Source organism: Pseudoalteromonas sp. PPB1, assembly GCF_015356275.1.
Taxonomy (GTDB): domain Bacteria; phylum Pseudomonadota; class Gammaproteobacteria; order Enterobacterales; family Alteromonadaceae; genus Pseudoalteromonas; species Pseudoalteromonas rubra_D.
Window position 1 is genome coordinate 312,657 of record NZ_JACEQV010000003.1, and the last position, 20,410, is coordinate 333,066.

Below are 20,410 nucleotides of genomic sequence, written 5' to 3' on the forward strand. Positions count from 1 at the left end.
CAGCCTTTATTTTTGCCGGAGCAGCTCACTGTGTCTAGCTGACATCATATGTAAACCACTCAGCCTGACGGCCTGCTTGCTTAATCTTGGAAAATCCTGACGTAGCTTGTAACTGTGATAAAGATTACTGAAAATACTGCTGCGAGAGAGCCTGTCCAGCTGACTCAGAAACACCTTTGCGCTATCTGGCTGCCCTGCTGGTGCCTGTGCCCTGCAACAGGTCTGATAACGCTTTAGCAAACTCACCAAAGTCAGAGCAGGATCTTTTTGCCGCAATGCCAGCTCCGCTTCTATAAAAAATGCCGCACCACTCCAGTAAACACGCGCGTGAGCCCTGAGCCGCCACATATCCTCACTGACCCGGGCAAGTGGACCCGGTGTCTCCCAGGTGCCCAATCGGCCCCGCTCCAGACCCGCCATGATCCGCTGTACGTACTCATCAGTGGTGATCACACCGCCGTGCAGCATAATGACGTTTTGTAAATAGGTGGCAAGGCCTTCAGCTAACCAGAAGTCCGGATAATCGAGCAAAGGATGATACAGGTGGGCCAGCTCATGATACAGGGTCCAGTCGCTGATCAGTTGCTGCTGCGTTGCGAAATAGCTGATATGCAACTCGATTCCATCCACTTCGGAGCGGTTTACGGCCCCCCAGGGGACCGGATCACTACTCAAATAAACATTCTGTAGCTTCACAGGCAGATGAGATTGTGCCAGGGGGCCCAAAGTCTGCTCAGTCGTTCTGAGCCCCTGGTTCAGCCAACTTTTAACAATGGCTTGCTGCTTGCCATCGAGCACATGCAAATCCTGATAAACCACTTCTGTGGCCCAGCCCTGCGAGCACAGTAATACGGCCCCTATCAATCCACGCATCGCGCCTCCTGTCAGCCTCTTTCTCTGTCTCTCACCATAACATACACAAGGTATTTGTCCTGTGCCGTGGTTAATTGGACACCGGATATTTTAGTTTTATGGGCAAGAGCACAGATTAAGATCACCAGGAACACTCACCCCTTAACCTGTGAAGTTCAGACCACGCCCCTTCAGTGAAAAACTCACTCGTAAAGAGCAAAATTTCTTGTTAGACACGCAAGTCGATTGTCCGTTTAATGCGCCCCATCACCAAGACTTATTGAAATCACTTTTTACCTATTAAGGAACGTTAATGACAGATTTGATCTCTTCTGAGCAGGCACGTGAATGCTACAACGTGCGCCACTGGAGCCAGGGCTTCTTTGGTATCAATGATCAGGGAGAGGTAACCGCCATGCCGACAGTAGATAACCCGGGGCACGCCGTTACTTTGACACACATTGCCGCGCAGATTAAAGCGCAGGGCTATGGCTTACCAGCTTTAGTGCGGTTCCCACAGATCCTTGAGCAACGTGTCAATGACATCTGTCAGGCGTTTAATACAGCCATTGCAGACTACCAGTATCCCAAAGACTATCTGCTGGTTTACCCCATCAAAGTAAATCAGCAAAGAGAAGTGGTTGAGGGGCTGATCGCCAGTCAGGAAGGTAAAGAGAAAAAGCAACTGGGCCTTGAAGCGGGCAGCAAAGCCGAGCTATTGACGGTGCTGGCATTGAGCGAAAAAACCAGTGCCGTGATCGTGTGTAACGGCTACAAAGACCGCGAGTACATCCGCCTGGCGCTGATCGGCGAAAAGCTCGGCCATCGGGTATATATCGTGCTCGAGAAGCGCTCCGAGCTGGATCTGGTACTGGCCGAAGCCAAAGCACTGAATGTAACGCCAAGACTGGGCCTGCGTGTACGTCTGGCTTCGCAGGGTAAAGGGAAGTGGCAGGCAAGCGGCGGTGAAAAGTCTAAGTTTGGCTTGTCCGCGTCTCAGGTGTTAACTGTGATTGAGCAGCTAAAACAAGCTGACATGCTGAGCGCATTGCAACTGGTGCATTTTCACCTAGGGTCGCAAATGGCCAACATTCGGGACGTACGCTTAGGCGTAAGCGAAGCGGCACGCTTTTACTGCGAGCTGCGCAGACTGGGCGCTAACCTGATCAACCTGGACGTCGGCGGTGGCCTAGCGGTGGACTATGACGGTACACGCAGCCAGTCACATAACTCGATGAATTACAGCCTGGCTGAGTATGCCAACAATGTGGTGTACACCATAGGTGATACTTGTCAGCAATATAACCAGCCGATGCCGACCATTATTTCGGAATCGGGTCGGGCGCTGACGGCACATCATGCGGTGTTGATCACTGATGTAGTAGGCACCGAGAGCTATCAGCCAGAGCAGCTAACCGCGGTTGCCAGCGATGCCCCGCAGCTGCTGCGTAATATGTGGCGTTCGTGGCAGGCACTGAGCAAGCAAAGCGACGACAGAGCGCTGATTGAGCTCTATCACGACACGCAAGGCGACCTGGCGGAAGTACATGGACAATTTGCCATGGGCATGCTGTCGCTGGAGCAACGCGCCTGGGCTGAGCAGGTAAACTTGCGTATTTGCTACGAATTGCAGCAAAGAATGGACAACAAAAACCGTTTTCATCGTCCGATCATCGATGAACTGGGCACCAAACTGGCCGACAAGTTCTTTGTGAACTTCTCCTTGTTCCAGTCACTGCCCGATGCCTGGGGCATAGATCAGGTATTTCCTGTGCTGCCGCTGAGCGGCCTGACACAGGCGCCGAAAAAGCGTGCGGTGCTGCTCGACATCACCTGCGACTCAGATGGGGCGGTGGATCATTATGTTGATGGTCAGGGCATTGAAAGTACCCTGCCTGTGCCCGAGTATACGGCGGATTCGCCCTACTTGCTGGGCTTCTTCCTGGTCGGTGCCTATCAGGAGATCCTGGGCGACATGCACAACCTGTTTGGCGACACCCACAGTGTGGTGGCCCGGGTGGATGCACAGGGTCAGCTACAAATGGACGACATCGACGCAGGCGATAGCGTGGCAGATATGATGCGTTACGTACATTTGGACGTAGCAGCATTTAAAGAGAACTTTATTGCCCAGGTCAATACCCGACTGGACCAGGCCGATCAGGCCATGTGTCTGGCCGAGCTGGCGTCGGGCCTGGAAGGCTACACCTATCTGGAGGAGTGCTAAGTGACACAGTTGTTCGACCATTGCGACCACTCGTTATACTCAAACGGCATGACGTTTTTACGTCAGCCCATGGTGCGCGACATCGCCCATATTGAGTCCGACGTAGTGGTGCTGGGGTTGCCATTTGATTTGGCAACCTCGGGACGCCCTGGTGCCCGTCTGGGTCCGGATGCGATCCGTCGCGCCTCGGTCCACTTAGCCTGGGAAGGTAAACGTTACCCATGGCAATTTGCGCTTTGGGACAAAATTAGCCTGCACGATGCTGGCGACTTTACTTATCCGGTGGGGGATCCGGAATACTTTACCGCGCAGCTGGAGTTGGCGGCTGAGCAGATCCTCCATCAGGGTAAAGCCTTACTTGGATTGGGCGGCGACCATTTCGTCACTCTGCCCTTATTGCGGGCGCACCAGAAGATACATGGCAAAATGGCCTTAGTGCATTTTGATGCCCATACCGATACCTACAGTCAGGGCTCGCGTTATGACCATGGCACTATGTTTTTTCATGCCCCCAGAGAAGGGCTGATCAGTCCGGAGCACTCCATTCAGCTGGGGATCCGCACTGAGTTCGAGCAAAGTAATCATCGCTTTGCCGTGGTCGATGCAATGCAAGCCAATGATATGGATGCCCAGGCCATTGCCGAGCAGATAAAGGCCAGAGTCGGCGACCTACCGGTCTATCTGACCTTTGATATCGACTGCCTGGATCCGGCCTTTGCACCCGGCACCGGCACGCCGGTGTGTGGTGGCCTGAGCAGCGACAAAGTGCTGAAGACACTGCGCGCACTGCAAGGGATTAATATCATTGGTATGGACGTGGTGGAAGTCTCACCCTCATACGATCAGAGCGAGCTGACGTCCATCGCCGCGGCCACCATCGCCTACGAATTGCTCCATTTATGGGCTATTCGCCACAAATAACTAGAGGCGCCTGCGGGCGCTTTTTTGTTGCTATCAGCACAAAACTTCCGCGCAAAAAACGTCCCAAACCATGCCTTTTTCGTATCCTCTTTGTTTACTATTACTGCTAATTTATTGCTGTGTGAAAGGCGGTTGCTCAGAACGTCGCCTTTTGCAGAGGTGCAGTGCGCTCTGTCACAAAGTGATGTGCACTTAACTCACAGCCACACAGCGTTGTATAGCACACTGCAACAAAATGGATGAAGTCTTTTTGGTCAATTGGAATGGTCAAACTTATGAAAACACCTAATTATACAACACTCACTCTCGGAGCTTTATCGCTCGCTTTTTCTCTTCCTCTGCTGGCAGCAACCAGCGATAACGCCAACTCAGGCGTGGGGATTAATCTTACCGGCATTAATTACTGGTCCAGTCAGTGGACCACGCTGAATGTCATGAAGCACGCTTCTAACGGCAGCGGTCAGCTATGGGCAACCAGTAATGCTCATACCTGGGAATACAACACCGGCCATCAAGCGTTACTGGACCTGGACGAGCAAGGCTGGCCGCGATCTTTACCTAGCGACTCACCCGATGCGCCTTTTCACTATGTCACCACCATTATTTATCACGATAACCCGCACCACCCAGTCGGTGAATTTGTGATCTTATATGAAGGTGAAGGCGAGCTCTATTACTCGGGCCCTGAACTCATCAGCTCAGAACCCGGACGCGACGTGGTACGTATGTCTGAAAATAGTTTCTTCCATTTACAGATCCACGCCACTGACCCAAACAATACCGGCAACCATATCCGCAATATCCGTATTATTGCGCCGGGCGGAAGCTGTAGTAACGCCGCTACGGATTACGCCGCCAATGCGGCAGACTGTGTTAACCCTGAGCAGTTTGTCGCGTTCGAGCAAAGCTATCAGGAACGGATATTTCATCCACTCTTTTTGGATGATATGCGCCAGTTCCGTACTTTGCGTTTTATGCAGCTGCTCAGCACCATAGATAACCCGAACCAGCACTGGGCGCAGAGAAACCAGTACGATTACGCCAGCTGGGCCCTCAATGGCGGCAGCCCCTATGAAGTGGCCATTGCCATGAGTAACAAGCTGGGTGCCGAACCCTGGTACACGCTCCCAGTCCGGGTGGATGATGAGTATATCCGTCAGTTTGCCCGGCTGCTAAAAACGCAAAGCGAAGGCAACTCATCAATTTATGTAGAGTTTGGTAACGAGCTGTGGAACAACGCCTGGCCGTATATTTTCGATGGCTTGTATCTGGAGGAGCAAGGTAAAACCCTTTGGCCCGACACCAGCTACCACGACATTGAATATCGCATGAATTACTACGGGCTGCGCAGCGCGCAAATGTGCGACATCATTAAGACTGAGTTTGCAGAGGATGCCGGCCGTATACAATGCGTGATGGGCGGTCAGACTGGGGTACCCTGGATAAGCGAGCAAGCACTAAACTGCCCTATTCACGCAGCTGGCGTCGGTCAACGCTGCGCCGATAATATGGATGTACTGGCGGTGGGCAGTTACTTTGCCGGATACTTTGCCGATCAAAAGTATCTGCCTATTTTACGGGATTGGGCCAGTGACGGCGCTGAAGGCCTGAATAATCTGTTCGAGGAAATGGACTCGGGCATACTGCATAGCCTGACTTACAACCCCGATGAGCCACCCTGGTGGCAGGCTCCTGAACAGGGTGCACTGGCGCAGGCCAGAGACAACATTCAGGGCAACCTGGCACTGGCACAGCAAGATGATTTGATGCTCGCAGCTTATGAAGGCGGCCAGCACCTCACCTATGCCGGAGATATTCGCGATGGGCGAGATACCATTAGCGAGGCTTTATTCCTGAGCGCCAATCGCGATCCGCGCATGGCAACGGCATTTACCAACCACCTGAACGATTGGCAGGCATCCGGTGCTGGACTATATGTGGTGTTTGAAAGCATCGGCCGGTGGGACAGCTGGGGCGCATTTCCGCTTAAGGAATATCAGACTCAACCCCGTGAGCAGGCACATAAATACGATGCCGTGCTGAACTTTATAAAGCAGACGCCCTGCTGGTGGGCAGGCTGTACACAACACCTAAACGATGGGAACAGTCCGAATAGCCAACCTGCTGGTGACGTGCCAGTCAGCGTGCAACCGACTCATTAGTACAGCGTGGTTGCCAGCAGTAGCTGACAACCTTTACTTGCTAGAGTATCTTTTTGTCATGGGTTTCGGGCCTAAGCAAGGCCTTGAAGCCCTCACCAACGAACCAAAACAACGCCTTATCGGTTTGTTTGTCATCAATCTGACATTTTTTCAAATTTTTTACTAAAGAAGTCGTACAGCCGGACGATACACTAATCATGGCAGGCAGTGACTATCTCTTCCATCGCCATGACTTTAAAAGCTTTATCAACTTATACCCCAAGATAGTGCTAATTGATACGGCTCGTTCCTGGTCTTTGGCTTTGAACGAGCAATCACCTTCTCATGTTAAATTAAATCCGTAAAACCCCACTTTCGGGCTTCTTTCCAGACAATATAACGAAAATAATGCCAAAAACGCTGCTTTCTATACAAAAATACACGCTCTGAAACTGAGCTTGCAGAAAAGAAAAAGGCATATGCGAACACATATGCCTTTGTAAAAAAGTTATTATATTACTTTATGTTAAGCTTTACGCCAGGTGGTTTTACCGGCGCTGTCTTCCAGCACCACGCCCATTGCAGTCAAAGCATCACGCGCGGCGTCGGCTGCAGCCCAGTCTTTGTTAGCACGGGCATTTTTACGTTGCTCTATCAGGGCTTCTATTTTTGCCACTTCGTCTTCGTCCTGATCGCCGTGTAAAAAGGCTTCCGGGTCTTGCTGAGCAATACCCAATACTTCTGCCAGTCTCACCAAAATAAAGGCATGTTCACCCGCCGCTTTGGCATCTGAGTCTTTCAGCAGATTCACTTCTTTGGCCAGTTCAAAAATCACCGGCAGCGCTTCCGGGGTGTTGAAGTCGTCGTTCATTGCTGCTTCAAAACGTGCAACGAACGGGTTGCCCGCCAGTTCCGTTTCAACCAGTTCAACGCCACGCAGTGCCGTGTAGATACGCTCTAATGATGAACGTGCCTGCTCAAGGTTTTCCTGTGAGTAGTTCAACTGACTGCGGTAGTGACCGTTGATCAGGAAATAACGCACGGTTTCGCGGTCATACGCTTTAAGCACTTCACGTACGGTAAAGAAGTTGCCCAATGATTTAGACATCTTCTCTTTATTGACCTGCACCATACCAGTATGGATCCAGGTATTCACATAACACCCATTATTGGCACAACATGACTGAGCGATTTCGTTTTCATGGTGCGGGAATTGTAAGTCCGAGCCACCACCATGAATATCAAACAACTCACCCAGATGCTTAGAACTCATTGCGCTACACTCAATATGCCAGCCTGGGCGACCCTCACCCCAGGGTGATGTCCAGCTTGGCTCACCCGCTTTGGCTTTTTTCCATAACACAAAGTCCAACGGATCGTCTTTGCCTTCTGCCACTTCTACCCGGGCGCCGGCCTGGAGCATATCCAGATCCTGCTGAGACAGCTTGCCATAGTCTCCAAAAGTAGAGACATCAAACAGCACATCTCCATTACTGGCAACATAGGCATGGCCTTTCTCAATCAGACGCTCAATCATTTCGATGATCTCGTCCATATGCCCCGTGACAGTCGGCTCAATATCTGCGGGCAGAATATTAAGCGCTTCAAAATCTTCGTGCATGGCCTTGGTCATACGCACGGTCAGTGCATTGATCTCTTCTTTATTTTCTGCGGCACGTTTAATGATTTTATCGTCCACATCCGTGATATTACGTACATAAGTTACTTCGTAGCCTAAATGACGTAGGTAACGATTCATGACGTCAAAAGAGACATAAGTACGAGCATGGCCTACATGGCAGAAGTCATAGATAGTGATACCACACACGTACATGCCTACTTTGCCTTCCACAATCGGTTTAAACTCAGTCTTTTGACGTGTTAGTGTATCGTAGATCTGCAACATGTAGCTTTTTTCCTAAAATTTATCCAAATTCCCAGCAATCATATCACTTGCACCGCTCTGGCTCTATAAAAAATCTTACTCTCATCGGATGAAAAAGTAACAGTTAGTTGACAATTTCGCCGCTCGTCCACTCTGGGACTTTGTAGTTATCGATTTGTGCTATAAAATAGGCTCCTAATATGAAACGTGTAAATCAAGGACCTGTTATGGTTGTTTTACAAACAAACTTTGGCGATATCAAAATCAACCTGTTTGCTGACAAAGCGCCGGCAACGGTTGAGAACTTCTTAAAGTACGTTGAATCTGGTTTTTACAACGGCACTATTTTCCACCGTGTCATTGATGGCTTTATGGTTCAGGGCGGCGGTTTCGAGCCTGGTATGAACCAAAAAGAAGTCGGTGCGCCAGTTAAAAACGAAGCCAATAATGGCGTAGCCAATAAAATAGGCACGCTGGCAATGGCACGTACGCCTGATCCGCACTCTGCAACGGCACAGTTCTTTATCAATGTGAACGACAATGACTTTTTGAACTTCAGCAGTGAAACAGCACAGGGCTGGGGTTACTGTGTGTTCGGTGAAGTTGCTGAAGGCATGGACATCGTGAACAAGATTAAAGACGTAGCGACTGGCTCTGCGGGCTTCCACCAGGACGTACCGCTGGAAGATGTTGTGATTGAAAAAGCATTCGTTGCTGAGTAAACGACTGCTTTTACAGCTTGAGAGGGATGTGCAACACATACGTCCCTCTTCTCCTTTCCAGCCCTAGCCTGAAGTTGTCTCCATGCGCAAAAGCTACTTTATTTCTGATCTGCATTTAACCGAACACCGCCCTGACATCACTGCCGCCTTTTATCGTTTCCTCAGTAAACATATGCTGGATGACGTCGATGCCTTGTATATTTTAGGTGACTTTTTTGAGGTCTGGATTGGCGATGACGAAGGCAATCCGCTGGCACTGGAAATTGCAACTAAGCTGCGCGCAATTTCCGAACGTGGTATTAAATTGTTCTTTATTCACGGTAACCGGGATTTTCTGGTGGGTCAGCACTACGCAAAGCTGTGCGGCATGACCTTACTGCCGGAGCAAACTGTGATTGACCTGTACGGCACCGCGACCGTCATTTTACACGGTGATGAAATGTGTACGCAGGACGAGGTGTATCAGAAATTTCGTAAAAAAAGTCGTGGCTGGTGGTGGCCGAAGCTCATGCTATCTATGCCCTTATGGTATCGTCGTCGGGTAGCACGTAATGCCAGGGAAAAGAGCAAGCAAAGCCAGATGGGAAAAGCACCGGAAATTTTAGATGTGACCGAAGAAGCCGTGCTGGCAATGTTTGCCCGTTACAAAGTCAGCAATATGATCCATGGCCACACACACAGGCCTGATGTCCATCATCATAATGGCCAGACCCGCACAGTGCTGGGTGACTGGTATAGTCAAAGCTCTTATCTGGTGGCGACTGAGCAGGGTCAAACCCTCACTCAGCATTCTTTTTCAGACTAGTTCACGCAACCAGCTGTGGCGCTCCACTGTGAAATTTAAAATCACTGTCCGGAGCTAAGATCAGCGCGTTTTCGATCTCTTTGAATTCACCAACCCGGGCCACAATATCGAATCGCTGTGGATCCGTAGCGTCGGCAACTTGCTGTGCCAATTCCAGATAATCCTGATAATGACGTGCTTCTGAACGCAGCAGCGACACATAAAAGCGTCCAATGTCCGGCTCAAGATACGGGGCCAGTTTGGCAAACCGCTCACAAGAGCGCGCTTCGATGAAGGCACCGATGATCAGTTTATCAATCAATGCAGCAGGTTCGAACGTGCGCACATGCTTGATCATCCCAGACGCATAACGGGATGCGTTAAGGCTCTGGACCCGCAACCCTTTCTCGTTAATGATATCCAGCACCTGCTCAAAATGATGTAGCTCTTCTTTGATTAGTCGCACCATCTTATCCAGAATATCCTGATTGTAAGCATACTCAGGCTTTGCGGTTAAGCTACCAATGAGCTCATTCTTACTGGCACTAAACTGACCATCGCCAATTTTACGATAAATAAAGTCTTCATAGGGCTTGATCCAGCCCAGCAAAGTTTGTGCAGAGGCGTTATCTACCGCATATTTACGGATTAAAAAGGCGGCGCTTTGTGCGGCTTTCAGCTCACAATGCATGTGATCAACCAGCAAGGCTTGAAGATGTTCTGGTTTTTTCGCTTCGTCTATCCAGCTGTTGGGCGTTTCACATCCCAGAAACTGATAAATGGGTGCCAGCAGGTCGGCGTACTTCTCTAACATGTCTCAGGTAATCATTCGCAAAAATTGCCCCATTCTACCACAAGCGTGCCAGGGGGCACTATGAGAGGCTGCGAGTTAACACAAGTTTGTGCCAGATCAAAGACGCTGGGATTTCAGATTTGTTTCTTGACAAAAATTAACCAATCTTTCATAACTAAAGTGATGTTGTATAAATTTCATACTCACAGGCGTCGCCAGTGACCCCGTTTTTATGGTGATTACGCAGATTAGCCGCATCCGCTCATGATGTTACTAAGCTGTTATAAAAGACAAGGATTGCACCCGTGATCACCGGGCAACTTAGGCACGTCGGACAACAATCTTTTTTGAGGGGCTCGTTATGATTTTAAATCATCTGTGGGGCTTATATGCCCACCCAATTGAAGAGTGGCAAACCATAGACAACCGCCACGAAAGCGCTACCTACAGTCTATCTCACATTGCCTTGATTGCCCTGATCCCAAGTTTAATGGGCTATTATTCTTCCGTTTATCTTGGCTGGAAAATAGGTACCGGAGATGCCGTTTTCCTTACTCATAACAGTGCCGTATTGATTGGCATTGCGATGTATTTTGCTCTGATCATTGGTGTATTCGCACTGTCTTATCTGGCACACTGGATGGCCGTCACTTTTGGCGCTAAGCCAACCTACACACAAACGCTGGAACTGTCGGCGTATACTGCGACCCCCGTATTTATGTCGGCGTTTGCCGCCTTTTATCCGGAGTTATGGTTTGTGGTCTCGGTGGGTCTGGCGGCGCTTGCCTACTCAGTCTATCTACTCTATACCGGGGTACCTATTCTGATGCACATACCGGAAGAGCGTGGTTTTATCTACGCCAGCTCAGTGGTGACCTGTGGCCTGGTTTTATTGGTGATAATTCTGGCTGCAACCGCGATATTGTGGACGAATGGCATAATCAGTCCTACATTTACCTAGGGAGCGCGCTTATGCCCCGCTAAGGTGTATAGGTCAGCTCGCTTCCTTTGCTTTTATCCTATAGAAATCTAACAAAAAGGGCCGCAATTGCGGCCCTTTTTTTAAACCAATTTGGCTAGATTACTCACCTTCACCAGTTTCCTGATTATGCAGCTCAAGACTAGCTGACATCGCTTTTTCACGTGTCGATTTTGCCGAGTCATTACGCAGTGCATCGATGCGGTTCAGGTAATCCTGATTGACGTCACCGGTGATGTACTGGCCGTCAAACACCGAGGTTTCAAAGCGTGTGATACCCGGATTCTCAAGCGCAACCGCATCTTTCAGATCCGAAATAGACTGATAGATCAGGCCGTCTGAGCCGATACTGGCATTGATATCTTCCACGTCGCGGCCGTGCGCGATGAGTTCCGCTGCCGATGGCATGTCGATACCATAGACATTCGGGAAACGTACTTCAGGGGCAGCCGATGCAAAGTACACATTTTTAGCGCCTGCATCACGTGCCATTTCAACGATCTGTGCAGATGTGGTACCGCGTACGATAGAGTCATCCACCAGCAGTACATTTTTACCGGCAAACTCTCTGTCAATGGCATTAAGCTTACGACGTACCGACTTTTTCCGTTGCTCCTGACCAGGCATAATGAAAGTACGGCCAATGTAACGGTTTTTCACAAAGCCCTGACGATAAGGCAAGTCTAGTACGGATGCGATTTCCAGCGCGATATCACAAGATGTTTCTGGGATAGGAATGACTACGTCAATGTCTTTATCAGCCCACTCACGCTTAATTTTTTCACCCAGCTTAGTACCCATGTTGACGCGAGTCGCGTAAACCGACATGTTGTCGATGTTCGAGTCCGGACGTGCAAAGTAAACAAACTCAAAAATACACGGCGCGTGCATAGTTTTGTCAGCACAGATCTGCGAGTAGAACTGACCGTCTTCAGTCACGTAGATGGCTTCACCCGGCGCAACGTCACGAACAAATTCAAACCCGTCGATAGACAAGGCCACACTTTCGGATGCGAACATATACTCAACACCACGTTCCGTTTCGCGCTTACCAAATACCAATGGGCGAATACCGTGCGGGTCACGAAAAGCCAGAATACCATGACCAATGATCATCGCGATGGTCGCATAACCACCAGATGCCTGTTGGTTAACTTCGCTGATGGCGTTAAACATATCCGCCGCATCCAGCTTCATTTTATCGTTTCGACCTAACTCATAAGCCAGGATGTTCAGCAGCACTTCGGAGTCAGACGTTGTATTAACGTGACGACGTGCTTTAGTGAACAAACGCTCTTTTAGCTCTTCTGCATTGGTTAAATTACCGTTATGCGCCATCGCGATACCAAACGGTGAATTAACATAAAAAGGCTGTGCTTCTGCCGAACTGGAAGAACCCGCTGTAGGGTAACGCACATGCCCAATGCCGATGTTACCCTGCAAACGCTTCATATGACGGGTATGAAACACGTCTTTTACCAGGCCATTGGCCTTGCGCAAGCTGAACGTATTGTTGTCAATGGTAATGATGCCGGCTGCATCTTGGCCACGGTGTTGCAAAACAGTTAAGCCGTCATAAATCGCCTGATTAACAGGAGATGTTCCGACTATCCCAACGATACCACACATTAAAAATTTCCTCGCCGATTAACGGTTTGCTGAATTCAAAAAGCTTGAGTTATGCTCTAGATAGGAAAAAAACCATTCTATTACAAAGCCAAATTCAGGGATTACTTGGGATGCCTGCCACCACGATGTATCGGGGGCTTTGGTGAAGGCATCCAGAAAAAACAACGTGGCGCTAACGACCAGCACGCCCCGCATCGCACCGAACACAATGCCAACCAGGCGATCGGTACCAGACAAGCCCGTACGCTGTACGAGTTCACCTAAGATATAATTGACAAACCCACCTAACACAAGTGTCGCAATGAAAAGTATGGCGATTGCGGCGGCATTTCTTAAAAGGGGTTCTGAAATGAAGGTCAGGAAGGTTGCAAGATATTGGTAAAATAAGCTGGATATGAAAAAGGCACCGATCCAAACCACGAGTGACATGGTTTCTTTTACAAAACCTCTCATCAGGCCAAACACTGTCGAAATACCGACAATTGCAAAGATGGCGTAATCAACCCAGATCATATAAACCAATAAGTCGTTAATTTGGGGCGCATTCTATAAGACACGCCCACCAATTACCAGATCATTTTACCACGGTAAATTGAGTCAGGCGGCCGTTCAACTTAGTTAATTTCTTTAATTCTGGGAGCTTAGCTTCGAGTTTTGCTTTATTTAAATCTGGTCCGACAAACACTTTAGTTAAGGTCCCATTAGGCGTTTTCACCGGGCGGGTAAAGGTCTTGAAACCATTTTGGGTAAGCTTTTTCGTCAATGCGTCGACATTGGACTTATGAGAGAAGCTGCCTAACTGGATCACATAGGCCATTTGCGTAAAGTTAGAGGACTCAGGACGCTTTAACGGCTCGCTTTTTACCTCAGGTGCGGCTGTTGGCGGCGGACTTGATTCAGCTGCTGGAGCAGTCGGCTCAGGCTGCACAGTGTCTTCTCTCGCAACTGCCGTTTGGTCACTCTCAGAGTTATTTGTTTGCGTGTTTTCGGAAACTTCGTCGCTCGATTCAGGCAAAGATAAATCAGTACTTAACTTGGCATCATCCGCTTTGATGTCTTCAACCGTTTCTGCCATCGGCTCAGTGCTTAGTGATGCACGTTCATCGACCCGTGTTTTTAACTCTATGGTCGAGAACTCAGGACGTTCCGGGATAGGCTTAAATCCCTCCTTATAATGGACTTTTTCGCCATCCAGAATATTGGGTATAAACACCACCGCTGCAATCACAACAATGCTGGTGCCGACCAGTCGGTTAATAAATCCTGAGTTCACAACTATTGCTCTCTACTGTTCAAAGTACTGCATGGCCGCAGCCACAGTCACAAATGAGCCAAATACAATCAGTGCCGTGTCCTGATGTTGCTGAGGAAGCAGACTTTGCAGGGCCGAGTCGACACTCGGGAATACCTGACTGTGTTCACTATGCGCTGCAGGCAACAAGGTCAGTAATTGCTCAGCTTGCTCGCCACGGGGGCCTTCCAACGACGCACAGCTCCATTTTTCAACCACATCTGACAGGGCATCAATCACGCTCGCTTTATCCTTATCAGCAAGCATAGCGACTAAGGCATGAATTTTAAAGCCCTGATTTTTCAAACGCATTAATTGCGTTCTCAGGTAACGGGCCGATTCCGGGTTATGTGCCACATCGGTGTAAATCAAGGGTTGCTGGCTAAGCTGCATAAACCGCCCTTCGACTTGTAACGCATCCAAAGTTTGCTTTACAAGCTCGGCATCGGGCAATAAATTAAGCCTGGCAAGGACGGTTAATGCTGTTGCGACGTTTTGTGCAGGAATGGCAGGCTGCGCCAATGTCAGGTCGTGCTCACCATATTGCCAACGTAACCCATCGGGCAAGGGCGTAAAGTGGAAATCGCGTTTTGACAGAATAAGTTCAGCGTTAATTTCCTCACCATAGTCCGTCACCGTATGCGGAATGTTCAGGTCACCTACAATTGCAGGCGTGCCTGTGCGGAAAATACCCGCTTTGTCATAGCCCACGAGCTCACGTGTATCACCCAGGTACTCTTTATGATCGAGATCTATGGTGGTGATCACACTGGCATAAGGTGTAACAATATTGGTGGCATCAAAACGCCCACCCAGACCCACTTCAAGGAGCACGTAATCCACTGCGTGCTGCTTAAACAGCCATAATGCTCCCAATGTGCCGTACTCAAAGAACGTCAGCTCAACCTCTCCACGACCCTGACCCAATGCATAGAAGGCTTCAACATGTGACTGATCAGGTAAGGTGTTACCATTGATCCGAACGCGCTCGTTATAGTGGATTAAGTGCGGGGAGGCATACGTACCAACACTGTAACCTTGTGCCAGCAACATGGCTTCAAGGCAACGCGCCGTGGTGCCCTTGCCATTGGTGCCACCAATGAGAATGATTTTACTGCTGCTATTGAGCAGATCGATATTGTTGGCAGCCTGCGCTACGCGCTCCAGGCCCATTGCAATGTTGGCGGGATGTAACTGCTCTAAATAACAAAGCCAATCATTTAGAGTCGATGATTGGCTTGGTGTGGTCTTTGACATAGTGCGCTCAAATTAAAAAATTTACGCTACTCTATGCTCTTGTTCTGTAGAAGGCAAGTTCATGAACTTGGCCAGAATACGTGCCAGTGAGTCACGCATTTCACGACGGTCGATGATCATGTCGACAGCACCGTGCTCCAGCAGGAATTCGCTGCGCTGGAAACCTTCAGGTAGAGTTTCACGTACCGTTTGCTCGATAACGCGAGGGCCCGCAAAACCAATCAATGCTTTAGGTTCAGCCACGTTGATGTCGCCCAGCATAGCCAGTGACGCGGATACACCACCCATAGTCGGGTCAGTCATGACTGAAATAAACGGTAAGCCACGCTCACTCATCTTAGCCAAAGCTGCACTGGTTTTAGCCATCTGCATCAACGACATCAGAGCTTCCTGCATACGTGCACCACCTGACGCTGAAAAACAAACCAGCGGCATATTATGCTCAAGACACTCGTTCACAGCATCGACGAAGCGGGCACCAACAACAGAGGCCATTGATCCACCCATAAATGAAAACTCAAACGCGACGGCAGCAACCGGGATACCTTTAAGGGTACCTTTCATGGCCACCAGGGCATCTTTCTCGCCACTGACTTTTTGTGCCGAAGTAATACGATCTGAGTACTTTTTCGAATCTTTAAACTTGAGTACGTCCTTTGGTTCGTGCTGCGTACCCAGCTCGACGCGACCACCATCGTCTAAGAAACTCTCCAGACGCTTACGCGCACTGATCCGCATGTGATGATCACACTTAGGACAAACATGTAGTGACTTTTCCAACTCCGCTTTGTACAGGATTGAATCGCAGTCTGTACATTTTGCCCAAACGCCTTCAGGGATCTCTTTTTTGCCCGTCGATTTAGCCGTTTTAGGTAAGATTTTTTCTAACCAACTCATTTGCAACTCTCTTAGTGCTCAGTCTGTGTCGCTCTCTGCAGATAGCAGATATATTTTCTCAATTAAAACATGATTAAGACATCAGTGATATAAAAAACTGGTCTTAGTTGTATCAAATGATTAAGACGCTCGCGCTCAGTTTCGCTTTAGTCATTATTTAACTAAATTAACGAATAGTCACATCTGGTAAGAACAGCGGCCCGGCAGGCGTTGACGGGACCTGCCAACGTTCAGGGTAATCTACATCGACCAGGTACAAGCCATTCGGTTTCGCAGTCGCACTGGCCTGAGTACGGTCTTTAATACGTAATAACTCGGCCATCCACTCTGGCGGGTATTTGCCCACCCCAATATCCATCAAACATCCCGTGATATTGCGCACCATGTGATGCAAAAACGCATTGGCTTTAACATCAATAACAATATAGTCGCCAAACCGATCGACCTGTAAATGATGAATATTACGACACGGCGAATTTGATTGGCAATGCACTGCCCGAAAAGAGGAGAAATCATGCTCACCAATCATCACAGGGCAAGCTGCCTGCATAAGCTCTGCATCCAGCGGGTGGTAGTAATGGGTCACGCCACTGCGTAAAATGCCCGGACGATTGACACTGTTGTAAATCACATAGCGATAGCGTCTGGCCGTTGCACTAAAACGGGCACTGAACTCTTCATGGACCGGTGTGGCGTAGCGCACAGCAATGTCGTCAGGTAGTTGAGAGTTCACTCCGAGTGTGAATGCTTTCATATCCCTTTCAGCATGGGTATCGAAATGGATGACCTGACCAGTGGCATGCACACCCGCATCTGTTCGCCCGGCACAGACCACGTCAACCTTGTGATTACAAATGTTAGACAGGGCTGTTTCCAGCTCCTCCTGAACACTATTTACATTGCACTGACGTTGCCAGCCACTATAATTTCCGCCATTGTATTCAATCCCCAAAGCTACACGCATAAACTACTCAAACTCTCATTTCGAACTTAGCCGCGCATTTTATGCGATCGCCGCCGATAATACCAACTTCATCGTCCCACTCGTGGCAAACGACTTATTTGATCTGCTGTTGGAGTGCCAGCGCTTCAGCCTGTACCGACTCAGGCCCATCAGAAAGAATTTCCTCGACCGCGTTTTGCGCTGAATCAAAATCACCAATTTCAATGTAGGCGCGAACCAGGTCGAGCTTGGCAGCATAACCATCTTCTTCCAGATCAACATCTGTGGCATTTTCACCGGCTAGTAGCTCTTCAAAGTCCCCCAATCCCACATCCATATCCGGAGATTGATAAGGCTCTTCCTGTGCAGGTTCATCTTCGCTTTGCGAAAGCAAATCGTCTATCTCCAGGAAGTCCCCTTCTGCCGCAGCCGTTTCGGTGTCGACGAAATCACTGTCGGCTGGTTCATCGATATTCTCAATTTCCAGATCCTGTGCCAACTCTTCACTCAGTAACGCGTCAAAATCCAGCTCTGGTTCTTCTGACAAGGCCACTTCAGAGGTATCCGGTTCTGCCGATTCATCGAGTAAGGCACTGAAATCAGTGTCATTGAGCTCTGCAAGAAACTCATCTTCGATGGCCGCTTCGTCAATATTAATTTCGGGCTCTGGCGTTTCTTCTGTATCATCCTCGTCGGCCAGCTCTCCAAGCTCATCCAAAAATGCCTCTGGCTCTTGTGCGAGTGCGGGTTCTTCAGACGCTTCGGCTTCTTCTGGGTTGCTTTGGGCCAGTTCGGCTAAATCGTCATCCGTGAGCATCAGGTCGGATAAATCATCCTCCAAATCTTCAAGTTCCAGTTCCCCTTCAGGCTCCGACGCCATGGCACTGAGCGCATCTTCTTCATTGAATTCAGGGAAGTCTTCTTCTGCCAGCACATCATTCGCAAGCTCCGCTTCTTCTGAGAGGGTCTCTTCTGCCGCTGCGGGCTCAGCCTCCATCGCTTCTAGCGCATCGTCTTCTTCGAATGCCGGGAAGTCTTCGTCTGCCAGCATGTCATCCGCTAACAACTCTTCTGCTTCGACTGCTTCTGAAAGAGCCTCTTCTGCCGCTGCTGGCTCGGCCTCCATCGCTTCAAGGGCATCGTCTTCTTCGAATGCCGGGAAGTCTTCGTCTGCCAGCGTGTCATCCGCTAGCAACTCTTCTGGTGTTTCAACTTCTTCTGAAGAAGCCTCTTCTGCCGCTGCTGGCTCGGCCTCCGTTGCTTCTAGCGCATCGTCTTCTTCGAATGCCGGGAAGTCTTCGTCTGCCAGCGTGTCATCCGCAAGCTCCTCCGCTGCTGGCTCGGCCTCAATCGCTTCAAGGGCATCGTCTTCTTCGAATGCCGGGAAATCTTCTTCTGCCAACGTGTCTTCCGCTAGCAACTCTTCTTCTGCTTCGACTTCTTCTGAAAGCGCTTCTCCTGCCGTTGCTGGCTCAGCCTCCATTGCTTCTAGCGCATCGCCTTCTTCAAACGACGGGAAATCTCCGTCTGCCAGCGCATCATCCGCTAGCTCCGCTTCTTCTGCTTCGACTTTTTCTAAAGGTACCGCTTCTGCCTCGGGCTCCGCCGCTGCTGGCTCGGCCTCCATCGCTTCAAGGGCATCGTCTTCTTCGAATGCCGGGAATTCTTCATCTGCCAGCGCCTCATCCGCTAACAGCTCTTCTTGTGCTTCGATCTCTTCTGCTAGTGTGTCTTCTGCCGCAGATGGCTCTGCTTCCATCGCTTCAAGGGCGTCGCTCTCTTCGAATGCCGGGAGGTCTTCATCCGCCAGCACGTCATCCGCCAGCACGTCATCCGCTAGCTCCGCTTGTTCTGCTTCGACTGCTTCTGAAGGGGCCTCTTCTGCCTCCGGCTCCGCCGCTGCTGGTTCAGCCTCCATTGCTTCGAGCGCTTCGCCTTCGTCAAATGCCGGGAAGTCTTCATCTGCCAGCGCCTCATCCATTAAATCGTCAGCAAGTGAGGTGTCTTCCTCTACACTCTCTGCGGCTGGGTCCACACTCTGCTCATTATCCCCTTCCAGCTCTATCTCAAAATCGGGCCCATCCAGATCATCAAAGTCACCACTGAAATCCAGTAAATCATCACCATCTTCGTCCAGTTCATCATCGAGTAAACCAGCTGTTTCATCTTGCTCCAGACTTTGCGCGAGTGCTCTTTCAGTCTCACTGACTGCCGACTCAAGGTCATCATCCAGAGAAATCACTTCCTCTTCTGATTCGTCCATCTGCAATTCAGGATAACTGCTCAGTTCTTCGCTGGGTGTGACGGGATCAAGTTCGGTGAGCTCTTCATCTTCGGACAAGTCTATATCTTCGTCGGCGAGTGGATCATCACCAAGGTCAATCTCTACGTCGTTGTCCAGCGCGGTGTCAAAGTTATCCGTTTCAGCTTCGAGCGCTTCCAGTAAGTCATCAACATTTTGCAACTGAGGCGGCGCCTGAGTTTCAGCTTCTTCTGATGGGTGCACCAACTCCTCGGCAAACTCATCAAGTAACTCATCTTCCGTTTCAGCTAACGCGGGTTCATCCGGTTCTGCAACTGGATCAGCGACCTCTAGATCTAATTCAACAGGGCCTTCGGCCTTATCGTGCAATGACTGAAGATCGGCTTCCTCTTCAAGCATACCATCCAGGTGACCCGCACCAGTCGACGAAATAGCCTCAGGTTCTTCCTCGAGTAAGCTGTTCAGATCAACTGGCTCTTCTGTCAGTAATTCGTCTTCAAGCGCTGCATCAGGCTCTTCTTCTAGCAAACCATCGAGGTCATCCGGCACTTCTGTTAGCAGCTCATCTTCCAGCGCTGCGTCAGGCTCTTCCTCTAACAAACCATTGAGGTCATCCGGTTCTTCCGTCAGCAATTCTTCTTCCGGCGCTGCGTCAGGCTCTTCTTCTAACAAACCATCCAGATCATCCGGTTCTTCTGCTAGGTCCTGCACTAGGTCAACACGGTGTAAACATCATGGAATTCTGTAAAGCGTTCAACGCACGTACAGAATCTATCGAGAAAGGCGCACCGGTTCCTGTAATCATTTCTGTTTACAACGACCGTTC

At 49.7% G+C, this 20,410-nt stretch carries 16 protein-coding genes and 1 pseudogene; 7 read left to right on the forward strand and 10 right to left on the reverse strand.

Annotated elements, in window-relative coordinates; translation table 11 throughout:
* Positions 1–6: 6 nt before the first annotated feature.
* Positions 7–873 (reverse strand): hypothetical protein, encoded by an 867-nt coding sequence (locus IY568_RS05185; protein ID WP_194866928.1) that lies wholly within the window; start codon positions 871–873, stop codon positions 7–9.
* A gap of 292 nt (positions 874–1,165) precedes the next feature.
* Between IY568_RS05185 and speA the strand changes: the two genes are divergently transcribed.
* The 3 genes from speA (at position 1,166) to IY568_RS05200 (ending at position 6,162) form a co-directional block, all read left to right on the forward strand.
* Positions 1,166–3,079, forward strand: coding sequence for a biosynthetic arginine decarboxylase (gene speA, locus IY568_RS05190; protein WP_125559807.1), 1,914 nt, complete (start codon positions 1,166–1,168; stop codon positions 3,077–3,079).
* Positions 3,080–4,000: an agmatinase gene (speB, locus tag IY568_RS05195; RefSeq protein ID WP_194866929.1), complete on the forward strand. Its 921-nt coding sequence runs from the start codon at positions 3,080–3,082 to the stop codon at positions 3,998–4,000.
* 275 nt (positions 4,001–4,275) lie between these two features.
* Entirely contained in the window at positions 4,276–6,162 is a 1,887-nt protein-coding gene (locus tag IY568_RS05200) for a hypothetical protein (protein WP_194866930.1), read from the forward strand.
* Positions 6,163–6,667: 505 nt separating this feature from the next.
* Here IY568_RS05200 and cysS read toward each other — a convergent pair.
* Positions 6,668–8,047: a cysteine--tRNA ligase gene (gene cysS / locus IY568_RS05205; RefSeq protein ID WP_194866931.1), complete on the reverse strand. Its 1,380-nt coding sequence runs from the start codon at positions 8,045–8,047 to the stop codon at positions 6,668–6,670.
* A 206-nt stretch (positions 8,048–8,253) separates the two neighbouring features.
* Between cysS and IY568_RS05210 the strand changes: the two genes are divergently transcribed.
* Both IY568_RS05210 and IY568_RS05215 read left to right on the forward strand, forming a co-directional pair.
* The gene (locus tag IY568_RS05210) at positions 8,254–8,748 is read left to right on the forward strand and encodes a peptidylprolyl isomerase (RefSeq protein WP_125563452.1); all 495 of its coding nucleotides are present in this window, start codon (positions 8,254–8,256) and stop codon (positions 8,746–8,748) included.
* Positions 8,749–8,830: 82 nt separating this feature from the next.
* Positions 8,831–9,553, forward strand: a complete 723-nt coding sequence (locus tag IY568_RS05215) for a UDP-2,3-diacylglucosamine diphosphatase (protein ID WP_194866932.1) — start codon at positions 8,831–8,833, stop codon at positions 9,551–9,553.
* A gap of 1 nt (position 9,554) precedes the next feature.
* Here IY568_RS05215 and miaE read toward each other — a convergent pair whose 3' ends face one another.
* Entirely contained in the window at positions 9,555–10,346 is a 792-nt protein-coding gene (miaE, locus tag IY568_RS05220) for a tRNA isopentenyl-2-thiomethyl-A-37 hydroxylase MiaE (protein WP_194866933.1), read from the reverse strand.
* A gap of 340 nt (positions 10,347–10,686) precedes the next feature.
* Here miaE and IY568_RS05225 point away from each other — a divergent pair, with 340 nt between their 5' ends.
* Positions 10,687–11,286 (forward strand): Yip1 family protein, encoded by a 600-nt coding sequence (locus tag IY568_RS05225; RefSeq protein WP_058796058.1) that lies wholly within the window; start codon positions 10,687–10,689, stop codon positions 11,284–11,286.
* Positions 11,287–11,406: 120 nt separating this feature from the next.
* Here IY568_RS05225 and purF read toward each other — a convergent pair whose 3' ends face one another.
* From purF to IY568_RS25245, 7 genes are all read right to left on the reverse strand, one after another.
* A complete protein-coding gene (gene purF / locus IY568_RS05230; RefSeq protein ID WP_125563458.1) occupies positions 11,407–12,933 on the reverse strand; it encodes an amidophosphoribosyltransferase in 1,527 nt (508 codons plus the stop codon).
* A gap of 18 nt (positions 12,934–12,951) precedes the next feature.
* Positions 12,952–13,446 carry a CvpA family protein gene (locus tag IY568_RS05235; RefSeq protein WP_010382727.1) on the reverse strand — a complete coding sequence of 165 codons (495 nt, stop codon included), beginning with the start codon at positions 13,444–13,446 and terminating at the stop codon, positions 12,952–12,954.
* 61 nt (positions 13,447–13,507) lie between these two features.
* Positions 13,508–14,206, reverse strand: a complete 699-nt coding sequence (locus IY568_RS05240; RefSeq protein ID WP_194866934.1) for an SPOR domain-containing protein — start codon at positions 14,204–14,206, stop codon at positions 13,508–13,510.
* Positions 14,207–14,218: 12 nt separating this feature from the next.
* Positions 14,219–15,481 carry a bifunctional tetrahydrofolate synthase/dihydrofolate synthase gene (gene folC, locus IY568_RS05245; RefSeq protein WP_194866935.1) on the reverse strand — a complete coding sequence of 421 codons (1,263 nt, stop codon included), beginning with the start codon at positions 15,479–15,481 and terminating at the stop codon, positions 14,219–14,221.
* Positions 15,482–15,502: 21 nt separating this feature from the next.
* Positions 15,503–16,378 (reverse strand): acetyl-CoA carboxylase, carboxyltransferase subunit beta, encoded by an 876-nt coding sequence (accD, locus tag IY568_RS05250; protein ID WP_125563464.1) that lies wholly within the window; start codon positions 16,376–16,378, stop codon positions 15,503–15,505.
* 166 nt (positions 16,379–16,544) lie between these two features.
* The gene (gene truA, locus IY568_RS05255; RefSeq protein ID WP_125563465.1) at positions 16,545–17,342 is read right to left on the reverse strand and encodes a tRNA pseudouridine(38-40) synthase TruA; all 798 of its coding nucleotides are present in this window, start codon (positions 17,340–17,342) and stop codon (positions 16,545–16,547) included.
* 94 nt (positions 17,343–17,436) lie between these two features.
* Positions 17,437–19,983, reverse strand: coding sequence for a FimV/HubP family polar landmark protein (locus IY568_RS25245; protein ID WP_323744718.1), 2,547 nt, complete (start codon positions 19,981–19,983; stop codon positions 17,437–17,439).
* Between the two features lie 302 nt (positions 19,984–20,285).
* On the opposite strand from IY568_RS25245, the pseudogene rplK reads away from it, so the two are divergent.
* Positions 20,286–20,410: pseudogene (gene rplK / locus IY568_RS05265) on the forward strand (50S ribosomal protein L11); the annotation flags it as partial.